10 protein-coding genes are annotated in these 13,535 nt (G+C 61.1%); 6 read left to right on the top strand and 4 right to left on the bottom strand.

Going from position 1 to position 13,535, the window contains the following annotated elements:
* Positions 1–62: 62 nt before the first annotated feature.
* Positions 63–1,250 (top strand): MFS transporter, encoded by a 1,188-nt coding sequence (locus PI739_RS03635; RefSeq protein ID WP_054081172.1) that lies wholly within the window; start codon positions 63–65, stop codon positions 1,248–1,250.
* Between the two features lie 28 nt (positions 1,251–1,278).
* Here PI739_RS03635 and PI739_RS03640 read toward each other — a convergent pair whose 3' ends face one another.
* Both PI739_RS03640 and PI739_RS03645 read right to left on the bottom strand, forming a co-directional pair.
* Entirely contained in the window at positions 1,279–1,992 is a 714-nt protein-coding gene (locus PI739_RS03640; protein WP_003368499.1) for a FadR/GntR family transcriptional regulator, read from the bottom strand.
* Between the two features lie 94 nt (positions 1,993–2,086).
* Complete coding sequence (locus PI739_RS03645; RefSeq protein ID WP_004414119.1) at positions 2,087–3,829, bottom strand: IlvD/Edd family dehydratase; 1,743 nt, start codon at positions 3,827–3,829, stop codon at positions 2,087–2,089.
* A gap of 214 nt (positions 3,830–4,043) precedes the next feature.
* On the opposite strand from PI739_RS03645, the gene PI739_RS03650 reads away from it, so the two are divergent.
* The 5 genes from PI739_RS03650 (at position 4,044) to PI739_RS03670 (ending at position 8,409) form a co-directional block, all read left to right on the top strand.
* A complete protein-coding gene (locus tag PI739_RS03650; RefSeq protein ID WP_054081171.1) occupies positions 4,044–5,357 on the top strand; it encodes an MFS transporter in 1,314 nt (437 codons plus the stop codon).
* Between the two features lie 35 nt (positions 5,358–5,392).
* The gene (araD1, locus tag PI739_RS03655; protein WP_003368504.1) at positions 5,393–6,385 is read left to right on the top strand and encodes an AraD1 family protein; all 993 of its coding nucleotides are present in this window, start codon (positions 5,393–5,395) and stop codon (positions 6,383–6,385) included.
* A 127-nt stretch (positions 6,386–6,512) separates the two neighbouring features.
* On the top strand, positions 6,513–6,797 hold the full coding sequence (locus tag PI739_RS03660; protein ID WP_003368505.1) for a DUF5629 family protein: 285 nt from the start codon (positions 6,513–6,515) through the stop codon (positions 6,795–6,797).
* 80 nt (positions 6,798–6,877) lie between these two features.
* A complete protein-coding gene (locus PI739_RS03665) occupies positions 6,878–8,050 on the top strand; it encodes a lactonase family protein (protein ID WP_054081170.1) in 1,173 nt (390 codons plus the stop codon).
* Positions 8,051–8,226: 176 nt separating this feature from the next.
* Positions 8,227–8,409 carry a hypothetical protein gene (locus PI739_RS03670; RefSeq protein ID WP_003305416.1) on the top strand — a complete coding sequence of 61 codons (183 nt, stop codon included), beginning with the start codon at positions 8,227–8,229 and terminating at the stop codon, positions 8,407–8,409.
* A gap of 228 nt (positions 8,410–8,637) precedes the next feature.
* On the opposite strand, the gene PI739_RS03675 is transcribed toward PI739_RS03670, so the two are convergent.
* Positions 8,638–12,282 carry an AAA family ATPase gene (locus PI739_RS03675; protein WP_060708827.1) on the bottom strand — a complete coding sequence of 1,215 codons (3,645 nt, stop codon included), beginning with the start codon at positions 12,280–12,282 and terminating at the stop codon, positions 8,638–8,640.
* Complete coding sequence (locus PI739_RS03680; protein WP_054081168.1) at positions 12,279–13,523, bottom strand: exonuclease SbcCD subunit D C-terminal domain-containing protein; 1,245 nt, start codon at positions 13,521–13,523, stop codon at positions 12,279–12,281. The genes PI739_RS03675 and PI739_RS03680 overlap by 4 nt, the downstream gene beginning before the upstream one ends.
* Positions 13,524–13,535: the final 12 nt, after the last annotated feature.

A 13,535-nucleotide genomic window follows, 5' to 3' on the forward strand; every position in this document is an offset into this window, starting at 1 on the left:
ATTAATCAGTCTGAGGTCTACATATGTCTGGAGGTTACTCAAAAGGTGAAACTCGCCCACCCATGCGCTTCATTCTTCTGATATTGGGGCTCGATGTGCTTGGTATCGGTCTGGCGATTCCTGTCATGCCGACGCTGATCGCGACTATCTGGCCATCGTCTACCGAGCATGTCTCGTTGGCGCTGGGCGTGGCGCTGACACTTTATTCGGCGATGCAGTTTCTGTGCGCGCCGCTGCTGGGGGCGCTGAGCGACTGTCATGGGCGCCGGCCGGTATTGCTTCTGGCGCTGGCCGGCATGTGCCTGGGCAATCTGATGGCTGGCTTCGCCGGCAGCCTGACGGTCTTGCTGATAGGCCGTGCCATCGCAGGAATCACTGCCGCCAATATCGCCACTGCGATGGCCTATATTGCGGACATCAGTGAGGGTGAGCAGCGCACGCATTTCTACGGTGCAGCGGGCAGTGTCATCGCCATAGCGCTTGTTTTCGGCCCGGTCATAGGCGGGGGGCTTGCGTCTTACGGGCCGCACTTGCCCTTTCTGGTCGCTGGCGGCCTGGCGGCAATCAACCTGCTGTATGGCTACATGAGGTTGCCGGAAAGCCTTGCGGCCGAGCATCGGCGCGCCTTCGAATGGCGGCGAACCAACCCGTTTGGCAGCCTGCGAGGACTATGGGGTACGCAAGGCCTGCGCCCGTATCTGCTGGCTGCGACGTGCTCCTGGTTCGCCTACGGGATATTTCAAAGCTGCTTTGTGCTGGCCAATCAGATGCGTTATGGCTGGAGCATGCTTGAAGTGTCGTACGCATTGGCGGCGCTCGCCCTGGGCATGGCGTTCGCGCAGCGCGTACTGGTACGCAAGCTGACGCCAATCATGTCCAACCAGCGGATAATCGTTACCGGTTATGCCTGTTGCTTACTGGGTTATGCTTTCTATACGGCCGCTGCAAGCGTTTGGCTGACGTTGGTGGGAATGTGTTTCCATGCTGTCGGGCTGATTGCCGAGCCGGCGTTGCGTGGTGAGCTGTCGCGTCATGCCAAGGCAGGGCATCAGGGCGAGCTGCAGGGGGGGCTGACATCCCTGCTGAGTCTGGTGGGCGGTGTAGCGCCAGTGATTGGCGCTCTGATCTTTTCGGGTAACGTCGGCTCGGGCGAGCATTTTCTGTGGCTGGGCGCCCCGTTTTTGGTCAGCCTGTTGATGTACGTGCTGGCGATAGGATGCATCCAGAGGGGGAGAACATCAGCCGCCTGAAACGGTTGACCCTCAAGCTGGAAACCCGTCAACCGCCGCCCAGGACTACACTCAGCGCATTGCGCGCATCGTCCAGTTGCACCAGCGAAGCATGGCGTGCGCCCAGTGCGTCGCGGTTCTGGATGGCGGTGAGGATTGCCTTGTGACGAGGCATGGCCAGTTCGTGCAGGTTGGGACGCTTGTTGGAGTATTTGAGCGCCTCGCGCAACGCCAGTGACAGCATGTTGCACAGGTGTGCCAGCAGGTCGTTGTGGGTGGCGTCGGCGATGCGGCTGTGGAAGTCGAGGTCGGGTTGCAGCAGGTCTTCCGGCGTCGGTGCGGCTTCCATGCGCAGATAGGCTTCGTGGATCGACTCGATCTCTGCGTCGGTGGCATGCTGCGCCGCCAGTGCGGCAACCGCTGGTTCGATGACCGCGCGTACGCTGGTCAGCAGGTTGAAGAAATCATTCTGCGGCGAGCTTTGCATGACCCAGTGCAACACGTCCGGGTCCAGCAGATGCCATTCGCGGCGCGCCTTGACCACTGTGCCGACACGCGGACGCGAATAAACCAGACCCTTGGCCACCAGAACCCGTGTCGCTTCTCGCAGGACCGGGCGGCTGACGGCGTACTCTTCGCAGAGCAGCGCTTCGGCAGGCAGCTTTTCGTCAGGCTTGAAACGGCCGGACACGATTTGCATGCCCAGTTCCTGGACGATGCGCGCGTGCATGCTTTTTCGGTCGGAAGGCTTTCGATAATCCATGGGAACGCAGTGGGGTCCTGGCGGTGATTGCTGGGCATCATACCATCGCGCAACGATTACGGCGGCCATCTGCGTCAGGCGGCCGCCGTTTCGTTCAGTGCGAGTGACGAGGGACTTCGGCGCCCCTGCAACCGACCAGGAAGTCGAAATCACAGCCCTGGTCTGCCTGCATCACCCGGTCTACGTACAGTTGACGATAGCCACCGAGCAACAGCTGCTGCGGTGCCTGCCAATCGGCGAGGCGCGCCGCCAGTTCGGCTTCCGGGATGTCCAGATGCAGACGTCCGCCAGCGCAGTCCAGCTCGATCCAGTCGCCTTCCTTGACCACCGCCAGCGGACCGCCGGCTGCGGCTTCCGGCGCCACATGCAGAACCACTGTGCCGTAAGCCGTGCCGCTCATGCGCGCATCGGAAATACGCACCATATCAGTCACGCCCTGTGCCAGCAGCTTGGCTGGCAAGCCCATGTTGCCGACCTCGGCCATGCCCGGATAACCTTTGGGGCCGCAGTTCTTGAGCACCATGACCGAGTTGGCATCGATGTCCAGATCCGGATCGTTGATCCGTGACTTGTACATCTCGAAATTCTCGAACACTACTGCGCGGCCACGGTGCTGCATCAGTGCCGGTGTCGCGGCCGAGGGCTTGAGCACCGCACCCAGCGGCGCGAGGTTGCCGCGCAGCACGCAAATCCCGCCGTCGGCGCGGATCGGGTTATCCAGCGCGCGGATCACCTGATCTTCACCATAGATCGGTGAGTTGCAGGTGTTTTCGCCGATGCTCTTGCCATTGACGGTCAGGGCATCCGGGTTGGGCAGCAGCTTGGCCTCGTTCATGCGGCGCAACACGGCGGGCAGGCCGCCAGCGTAATAGAATTCTTCCATCAGGAAACGCCCCGACGGTTGCAGGTCGACGATGGTCGGCATGCCACGGCCCATGCGCGACCAGTCATCCAGGTCCAGATCGACGCCGATGCGTCCGGCGATGGCTTTCAAGTGGATGACGGCGTTGGTCGAGCCACCGATGGCCGCGTTGACCCGGATGGCGTTTTCGAACGCAGCCTTGGTGAGAATCTTCGACAGGCGCAGGTCTTCGCGGACCATGTCGACGGCACGCATGCCGGACATGTGCGCCAGCACGTAACGCCGCGAATCCACCGCCGGAATGGCCGCGTTGTGCGGCAGCGAAGTGCCCAGCGCTTCGGCCATGCAGGCCATGGTCGACGCCGTGCCCATGGTGTTGCAGGTGCCAGCCGAACGCGACATGCCGGCTTCGGCGGACAGGAATTCATCAAGGCTGATGGTCCCGGCCTTGTAGGACTCGTGCATCTGCCAGACGATGGTTCCGGCGCCGATGTCCTTGCCTTCATGCTTGCCGTTGAGCATCGGTCCGCCGGTGACAACGATGGCGGGGATGTCGCAACTGGCAGCGCCCATCAACAGGGCAGGGGTGGTCTTGTCACAACCGGTCAACAGCACGACCCCGTCGATGGGGTTGCCGCGAATCGCTTCCTCAACGTCCATGCTCGCCAGGTTGCGGGTGAACATTGCGGTAGGGCGCAGGTTGGATTCGCCGTTGGAAAACACCGGAAACTCCACCGGCCAGCCGCCTGCTTCGATCACGCCACGTTTGACATGCTCGGCGATCTGCCGGAAATGCGCGTTGCAGGGGGTCAACTCCGACCAGGTATTGCAGATGCCGATGATCGGCTTGCCCTGAAACTGGTGGTCGGCAATGCCCTGATTCTTCATCCAGCTGCGGTACATGAAGCCATTCTTGTCGGCGGTGCCAAACCACTGGGCAGAACGGAGGGTCGGTTTTTTATCGGAGTCAGACATGATCGGCTCTCTTATTGTAAGACTTAATGGCGATACTGCTGGCTAAGGTAAGCCTAAAAAACGCGTATTGGAAGAGTTGTCAGTTTAAATAGTATTACTATATAGTCGGTTGTAGACGAGGGATCATCCTGGCGCATGTGCTGCGTTATTCAGCCCCCAGGCACAGAGGCGATCCCCGCAGGTTCCATAACAAAAACAATGGGAGACCGCCTACATGAGCCAGGAACTGCGGCTTATACGCCGCATTACGTTCAAACTGATTCCTTTCCTTATCCTGCTGTACCTGATCGCTTATGTAGATCGCTCTGCCGTGGGCTTTGCCAAGCTGCACATGGGCGCGGACATCGGTATCGGCGACGCCGCCTACGGGCTGGGTGCCGGACTGTTCTTCATCGGTTACTTCCTGCTGGAGATCCCCAGCAACCTGATGCTTGAGCGCTTCGGCGCACGCCGCTGGTTCGCGCGGATCATGATCACCTGGGGCGCGATCACCATCGGCATGGCCTTCGTCAAGGGGCCGCACAGCTTCTACGTGATGCGGTTTCTGCTGGGCGCTGCCGAGGCGGGCTTCTTTCCCGGTGTGCTGTACTACATCACCCAGTGGTTTCCGGTGCGCCATCGCGGCAAGATCCTTGGCCTTTTCATCCTCTCGCAACCCATCGCCATGATGATCACCGGGCCCGTTTCCGGCGGTTTGCTGGGCATGGACGGCATACTCGGTCTGCATGGCTGGCAATGGCTGTTCATCGTCATCGGCACGCCAGCGATTCTGCTGACCTGGCCGGTGCTGCGCTGGTTGCCGGATGGTCCGCAGCAGGTCAAATGGATGGACCAGGCCGAGAAGGACTGGCTGACCGGTGAGCTGAAAAAGGACTTGGAAGAATACGGCCAGACCCGCCACGGCAATCCGTTGCACGCCTTGAAAGACAAGCGTGTGTTGCTTCTCGCGCTGTTCTATCTGCCGGTGACCTTGAGCATCTACGGTCTGGGCCTGTGGCTGCCGACGCTGATCAAACAGTTCGGTGGCAGTGACCTGACCACCGGCTTCGTGTCATCGGTGCCTTACATTTTCGGCATCATTGGCCTGCTGATCGTGCCGCGCAGTTCCGACCGCCTCAATGACCGTTACGGGCATCTGGCCGTGCTCTATGTGCTGGGTGCCATCGGCCTGTTCTGCAGCGCCTGGCTGACCATGCCGGTGGCGCAGCTGGCTGCATTGTGCGTCGTGGCGTTCGCGCTGTTTTCCTGCACTGCGGTGTTCTGGACCTTGCCGGGGCGGTTCTTCGCGGGTGCCAGTGCCGCAGCCGGTATCGCGCTGATCAATTCGGTCGGCAACCTGGGCGGTTACATCGGGCCGTTCGTGATCGGTGCGTTGAAGGAAATCACCGGCAGCCTGGCATCGGGCCTCTATTTTCTGTCGGGTGTCATGGTCTTCGGGCTGCTGCTGACCGGCATCGTCTATCACGTGCTGGAGCGCAAGCATGTGCTGCCAGTGTCCGACTTCGCGGCGAGTGCCAAGGCGAGATAGGTTTTCAGCGGCCCATTATCTGGAAGGAGAATTTCATGCGGTTAGTACAGTTTGAATTGAGCGACGGTCAGCGCCGGGTCGGTCTGGTCGACGGTGATCAGGTACGTGAGGTCCAGGGTGTCGAAAGTGTTCGCGAGCTGGCGCTGGCGGCAATCGAGGCGGGTTCGGCTCTGGCGCACCAGGTCGAGCAGCGTGGCGTTGGCGAGACGCACGACTATTCGCAGTTGCTTGAGGCGTTGCGGATCCTGCCGCCGCTCGACCATCCTGATCCGGCGCACCTGCTGGTCAGCGGCACCGGGCTGACCCATCTGGGCAGTGCGTCGGCACGCGACAAGATGCACCAGCAGTCCGGCGACGAAGCCTCGATGACCGACACCATGCGTATCTTCAAATGGGGCGTCGAAGGCGGCAAGCCGGCAGCGGGGCAGGCCGGTGTTCAGCCAGAGTGGTTCTACAAGGGGGATGGCAGCATTGTCGTGCGCCCCGGACATTCGTTTTCGCTGCCGCCCTTTGCCGAAGATGGCGGGGAAGAGCCCGAGCTGAGCGGCCTGTATGTGATCGGTCATGACCGCAAGCCTTATCGCCTGGGCTTCGCCATCGGTAACGAATACTCCGATCACGTCATGGAGCGTCGCAACTACCTGTATCTGGCGCATTCGAAACTGCGCGCCTGTTCGTTCGGTCCGGAGTTGCGCGTGGGCGACTTGCCGCAAAGCTTGTCGGGCACCAGCCGGGTCTGGCGCGACGGCAAGGTGCTGTGGGAAAAAGAGTTCCTCAGTGGCGAAGCGAACATGTGCCACAGCCTGGAAAACCTTGAATACCATCACTTCAAGTACGCACAGTTCCTCAGGCCCGGTGACGTGCATGTGCATTTCTTCGGCACCGCGACCCTGTCGTTTGCCGATGGCGTGCGCACCCAGCCGGGCGATCGTTTCGAGATCAGTCAGGCCGAGTTCGGCAAGCCGCTGGTCAACGGTTTGGCACCGAGCGAGTCGGTGTTTCAGCCGGGCGGCATCGGCAAGCTGTAAGCGCAGTCCCTGTTTGATTGCTCACCGTGCCAGCGCTCGGCGCTGGTACGGCTCTACTTGCGCTCCGACTGTATCTACGCCTGCCTTTTGCCCTATCATTCGCGCTTTTGCTGGCCGGATGAATTTCATGACTACCACACCCACCACACTGCTCGCCGCACTCGAAGCCACCACCATGCTGGAAATCGACGGTCTGCACGCCTGGGACTTCTCTCTGGGCGAGGAACTGAACGTCGAATGCATGGACGGCCGCGAGCGCAAGGTATGGCGCTTCACCAAGGCGCAAGTCGATGCTGCGACCTTCGATGAATCCCTGCAAAGCTGGGTGATCAACGACGGCAACGCCGATCACCGGATCATCTGCCTGGATGCCTTCACCCCTTCCGATGAAGATGATTCTGCGCAGGATTGAGTAAATGCGGGCTGGCGCTGTCATAGACCCCGACAGTGCCGTAACAGGCATCAATAACTTCGATAACAAGGGATGCCCCCATGCCCCATAAACTTCTGCCGTGGCTGGCGATTGCCAGTGCCATGAGCGCATTTACCCTGCAGGCCCAAGCCATGCCCGATACTGAATTGCTGATAGGTTCCTACACGCAAGGCAAGAGTGAAGGGATCTATCGTTTTGCCTTCGACAGCAAAACCGGGATGATCGGCGCCAAGCCGCTGCAAGTGGTCAAAGCCGAAAACCCGTCGTGGTTGACCGTCTCCAGAGACCAGCGCTACCTGTTCGCGGTCAATGAAAATGGCCCCGGACAAAAAGACGTGGTCGGTAAGGTCAGCAGCTTTGCGATCGACCCGAAAACCCGTCAGATCACGCCGATCAATCAGGTTCAAAGCCGTGGTGAAGAACCGACGCACTCCAGCCTGAGCTACGATGGCCGTTACCTGTTCGTGGCCAACTACGCCGTAAACCCCGACCCGGGCGGTGCGCTGACCGTGGTACCGGTGGGCAAGGACGGTAAGTTGAGCGAAGCCGTTCAGGTGCTGCCGCTGGGTCCTGGAAGCAAGGTCAACAGTGAGCGGCAGATGTCGTCGCATGTGCACCTGGCCGTGCCGACCCCGGATGACAAGTACGTGGTGACCGCCGACCTGGGCGCTGACAAGCTGTTTGTCTATCAGTACGACGCCAGCCAGGCCAAGCCATTGCAGCCAGCCAAGGTGCCGTTCGTGCAGTTGCCGGGCGGCTCCGGACCCCGGCATACCCTTTTCAGTGGGGATGGCAAGCATGCCTGGCTGGTGCTGGAAATGACCGCCCAGGTCGCAGTGTTCGACTACCATGACGGCGGCTTCAAGCAGACCCAACTGGTCGACATGAAGAACAAGGGCGTGGAAGAGAAAAACGGTGGTGGCGCCTTGCACACTTCACCGGATGGCAAGTTTCTGTACGTGACCAATCGGGGTGACGCGAATCAGGTCGTGGTGTTCCGCATCGATCAGGCCAGCGGCAAGCTTGAAGAAATTCAGCGTCGCTCCCTGGAAGGCAAGGAGCCACGTGAGTTCGCTTTCGATCCGACCGGCAAGTTCATGCTGTTCGCCAATCAGAAAAGCAACCAGATCGTGACCGTACGCCGTGATCCGCAGAGCGGGAAGATCGGTGAAACGGTGCAGAAATTCGATGCCGATGCACCTTCGTACCTGCGTTTTCTGAACGACAAGTAAGCTGCCCCCGGCTCCAGCCCCCAAGATACAAGGGCTGGAGCCGTTATCATTCTTGATGATATGGGTTAGTGCTACAAAAGATTTCTGCTGAACCACCCTCGGGCGTAAGTTTGAGTCACGGCCATAACGGTCAGGACTTCAAACCAGCGTACAGACAGACAAGAGGGGTGACCGACATGAATTTCAATCTTTTCTCCATCATCGCTGCATCTGCTATCTCGGCAAGCGTCGCTCTTCCGGCCAGCGCCAGTGTCGAAGTGAACGACAAGAAAGCCCATGCGACTCAGACGTACACAACCAAATACCTGCAGCAGAGCGCTAATTTCTACGCAGCGCTGGACCACAAATCTGCCCAGTGATTGATCAGCCGTCACGCTTTCGCGAGCATGTTTGCCCACACAGGTCCCTGCGACTTACTGCCCAATGCGTGGCAGACCATGCACGGAATGTCAGGCGAGCCTGTTCGCGAAAGCGCTGGTGGCACAACATTCAGGAGGCGGACGCAGAGCGTCCAGAACGGCATTCCCACGCGCAGCGTGAGGAACGATAGTCAACTGCCGTGCCTCACGTTCCGCGTCGCAGGTCCCTCAGTTGCCCACCTCGATTGTGCTCAATCCATTGCCCTGACGACGTACCTTGATCTGCACCGGGATTCGTTCGTGCATTTCCTGGACGTGGGAAATCACGCCGACCTTGCGGCCCTGCGCCTGCAAGCCGTCGAGGGCGTCCATCGCCAGTTGCAGCGATTCCGGATCGAGGCTGCCGAAACCTTCATCGATGAACAGTGACTCGATGCGCAAGGTGCTGGATGCCATCGAGGCGAGGCCCAGCGCCAGTGCCAGCGAGACGAGGAAGGTTTCCCCGCCGGACAGCGAATGAACCGAGCGTAGTTCGTCGCCCATTTCCGTGTCCATGACCAGCAGACCGAGCATGCTGCCGCCGCGTTTCAGGCGGTAGCGGCGCACCAGTTGCCTGAGCTGCGCATTGGCATGGTGGACCAGCAGGTCAAGGTTGTAGGCCTGGGCGATTTTGCGAAACCTGTCGCCTTCTGCCGAGCCGATCAACGAAGCCAGACGTGCCCAGCGCAGGTATTCGCTGTTGGCGTCGGCGATGCGCGTCTGCAGTTCGCTGCTGGCGTTGCGGCGGCGCTGATCTTCACTGAGCTCGGCACGCAGGTCGGCGCAGTGCTGCTCACTGAGCGCCGACTGTTCATGGGCCTGTTGCAGCGATGCTTCCAGTTGCGCACTGTCGGTCAGATCACTGTGTTGCGCCTGATGCTGTTGCAGGCGCTGATCGCGTTCCTGCAGCAATACTTTTGCCTGCTCCAGCGCCTTGTCGGTGCTACTCAATTGCACACGCAGTTGCTCGATATGTGCGTCGTCGTAGGTCAGCAGGGTGTCCAGCGCGCTATCGTCCAGTTGCGGATGCTGAGCGCGCCATTCGCTGATCTGCACATCAAGTTCAGCCAGTTCCTGTTGCAGGGCCTGCTGCTGTTGCTGTTCGGACTTTAGCTCGGCAGCCAGTTGAATCAGTTGATTGTGGATATCCTGCAGCGCCTGCGCCGCCAGACTTTCTGCCTGTCTGGCCTGTTCGATAGTCTGCTCCAGCGCCTGTTGCCATTGCTCTGCGCTGGCGTGGTCGCCCAGCAGACCGGCAAGTGTCTGCTGACTGTTATGCCGTTGCTCGCCGAGCCGGGTGACGTCCTGCGCCAGTTCGGTCTGGCGGTGCACGCGAGTCTGCTGCTCGACCTGCTGCTTCTCGATCTTCTGCTGACGCTCGGTTTGCTCCTGCTGCTCTTCGTGTTGCTGCTCCAGCTGATCGAGACGCTGTGTCACCTGCTGTTCTAGCTGCAGCACGGTCGCCGATGCATCGCTGCGCAGACCTTCAAGCACCTGGGGCGATACCAGCGGCGTGAATGCCGTCAGTTCTTCTTCCAGCCGCTGCCCGTCGACCTCCAGTTGCTTGAGCTGCTCGGCAACATGGCCCGCAGCGCTCTGGCTGGCTTCGCTCGCCGCCTGCAGCTGCTGCTGCAGGCGTGCAGCGTCTTTTTGCAGGGTCAGCAAGGCTTGCTGACGTTGCTCGTCACGGCTGATGACTTCGCTCAGTTGACTCAATTGCTGGCTCAACCAGCTGTCGCGCTTCTCGGCGTCGCGGTCGAGTAACTGGGCGGCGAGGGGATGTGACTCCAGGTCCGGTGCCAGGGCCTGATGGCGCGCGTTGAGCTGTTCGTGCTGACGCAGCAGCTCTTTCTGCCGGGCGATCACGCCACCGACCTGCTCACGCAATTGATTGCGTTGCTCGGTCAGCAGGTCCACGGCTTTCTGCGCGCTGGCCTGCTCGTTGTCGTCGTGTTGCGTGAGGCTTTCGAGCAGCGCCTCCGGCTGATGCCAAGGGTGTTCGATGCTGCCGCAGACCGGGCAGGGCTGGTCGTCCTGCAACTGCACGCGCAACTCCTCGACACTGGCGCTGCGGGCGAGGCGCTGGCGCTCCAGCAGTTGCCGGGTAACGGTCAGGGTCTGCTCGGCGACGGTCAGTTCATCACGAACGCGAAGGCCTTCGCTGTTGAGCTGTTCGCGTTGCTGCTGGGCGCTCTGCTGTTGCTGGGTCAGCTCGGCAAGTTGCCGGTCGACGTCCTGCTGACTGGCCCACAGACGGGCCAGCTCCTCGAAGGCACGCTGCTGTTTGCGGTTGTCCTGCAACAGGCTGCCGAGGATCTGCACCTGTTCGGTCACTGCCTCCACTTCGCAATCGGCTTCGCGGTACAGCAACTCCAGCGCGCTGCGTTGCTCGGTCAGCTGCTGATCGGCAGTGTTGGCACGTTGCTGCAGGGCAGGCAGCTCGCTGTGCCCGTGCTTGAGGCGATTGGCGATCAGCGTGAGGGATTTCAGGCGGTCACGCCACGCGTTCCAGGCCTGAGCCAGTGGCGCCAGTTCGCTGCTGTGCTGCAGTTGCCCGGCAATGCGCTCCAGACGTTGAGCCACCTGCTGTTGCTGATCGAGCAGGGTTTGCAGGCTGGTCTGGCCCTGGATGCAGAGCTGCTCGCTCTGCTGGTGCAGGTCGGACGCCTTGGCCATTTCCTGGGCCAGGTGATTCAGGGTGTTCTGGGCTTCGAAAGCCTGCAGCAACAGCGGTTTGGCGCTGCTGTGGGCTCGCTGGGCTTCCAGCAAACTGGCCTGCGCCTGAGTACGGTGGCTTTCCAGCTGTTGCTGCTGGTCGTGCAGCGAGGTCTGCTGTTGCTGATGCTGGCGAATCTGTTCAGCCAGCGGATCAAGCTGAGCATTCAGCGTGATCCGACGCGCGAAGCGATGACGCTGCGGGCCCAGACGTTCCAGCTGGCCGAGGGTCTGGCGTGCTCCGCTGTGGTCGTCCCAGACCTGTTGCGCACTGTGCAGGGCTTCCTGGGCAGCGAGCTGTTCGTCACGCAGACGGTGCAGCTCGGTGAGCCACTGCTGTTTGATTTCCAGTTGCCGTTGCTGTGTCTGATGGGCCTTGAGCTGCTGCTGCGCGTCGCTCAGGCGTTGTTCCAGTTCAGCCAGCAGTTCCGGGGCCAGCGGGATGATGTTGCTGGCCTGCGCAGTCAGGGTTTTCAGGGCGTCTTCGGCTTCCTTGCTTTTGCTGTACGCGCGCCGACCGAGCTGGCTGTAGATCGCAGTGTTGGTGAGCTTTTCCAGCAGCTCGCTGCGTTCCTTGTCATCCGCCTTGAGGAACGCGCTGAACTCGCTCTGGGCAAGCATCACGGCGCGGGTGAACTGCTCGAAGTTCAGGCCCAGGCGATTTTCGATCAATTGCTCGAATTCGCGTTTGCTCTGGTTGCTGAGGATTTGCTCGCTGTCCAGATCGGTGAGGGTCTGGCGGCTGGCCTGCAGTTTTTTGGTCGCATTGTCGCGCGCGCGATTGGTTTCCCAGCGCGCGCGATAACGCCGCTGATCGATGCCGATGAAGTCCACCTCGGCGTAACCGCTGCCCGTGCCGCGGCGCAGCAGGGTACGTGGGTCGCTGGTGGTGATGTCGCCATCGATGTCCGGGACTTTGGACTGGCCGATATTGCTCAGCCGCGGAATCGCCCCGAACAGCGCCAAACACAAGGCATCGAGCAGGGTGCTTTTGCCCGCGCCGGTAGGACCGGTGATGGCAAACAGTCCGGCGCTGGCCAGCGGCTCGGCAGTGAAGTCGATTTCAAAGGGGCCGGCCAGCGAGGCCAGGTTTTTCAGGCGAATGGCGAGGATTTTCATGGCAGCTCGCTCTCCTGCTGGACTTCGCGCAGCAGCGTGGCGAAATCGGTCAGCGTCTGCTCGTCGACCTCGCTGCCGAAGTTGTCCTGCCAGGCACGGCTGAACAGTTCCTGAGGCGTGAGCTGGTCCAGTTCGATCAGCGTGGCGTCACCCTCGCTGCCGTCCGCGCTGCCTTTGCCGGCATATTCGGCACCGATACGTACCAGCCGCACGGCCTTGCCCTGTAGGGCGTTTTCGATCTGGTTGCGCAGGTCCGGCTGGGGTTCATCCAGGCGCACGCGTACTTCCAGCCACGGCTGGCGGTCCGGATCGGCGAGCAGGTCGATGTCCGGCAGCGCCTTGAGCTGTACCCGCAGATCGGCCAGTGGCGCAGGCCCGAGGCGTTGCAGGTTGACGGCGCGAGGGATGAGCAACGGCTCGACACTGGTCAGCGTCTCGCCGTCGCAATTGATCTCCAGAATCTGGTGCTGATAGCTGATTTCCGAAAAGGACAGCGGGATCGGCGAGCCGCTGTAGCGAATGCGCTCCTCGCCGTTGACCCGCTGCGGTTTGTGCAGATGGCCCAACGCAACATAGGTGATGCTCGGCCCGAACAGGCTGGCCGGCAGGGCTTCGGCGTTGCCGATGATCAGGCTGCGTTCGGAGTCTTCCGAGACCGAGCCGCCTGCCATGTGGGCGTGGCTGATGGCTATCAATGCCTGACCGGGCTGGCGCTTGAGGTCAGCCGCCGCGATCAGCAGCTCATGCACCCGGCCGATGCCACGCAGGTAGTCATCGCCCAGGGTCGGACCGGTGACTTCGGCGGGACGCAGGAACGGCAGCGCCAGGCACCAGGCCTTGATGTCGCCATTGGCGTCCGGCAACGGCAACAGCAGGCGTTCGGCATCCAGCACGCCATCGTCCAGCCACATTACCCTGCCCAGCGCGTGGGTACGCAAGCGGCGCATCAGCGGGGCGGGAAGTTCGATACGCGAGCCGGAGTCGTGGTTACCGGCGATCATCACGATGGTCAGCAGCGGCTGCTGCTCGTGGGCGTTGACGATGAAGTCGTACAGGCGTTCCTGCGCTTTGACCGGCGGGTTGACGGTGTCGAAGATGTCGCCCGCGATCAACAGTACATCCGGTTTACGGTCGGCCAGACGGGCCAGTAGCCAGTTCAGGAAGCAGGCGTGTTCGAAATCCCGCTCCTGGCCGTGCAGGTTCTGACCCAGGTGCCAGTCAGAGGTGTGAAACAGACGCATTGGTTTACCTTG

It is taken from the genome of Pseudomonas cerasi, from assembly GCF_027983475.1.
Classification (GTDB): Bacteria; Pseudomonadota; Gammaproteobacteria; order Pseudomonadales; family Pseudomonadaceae; genus Aquipseudomonas; species Aquipseudomonas cerasi.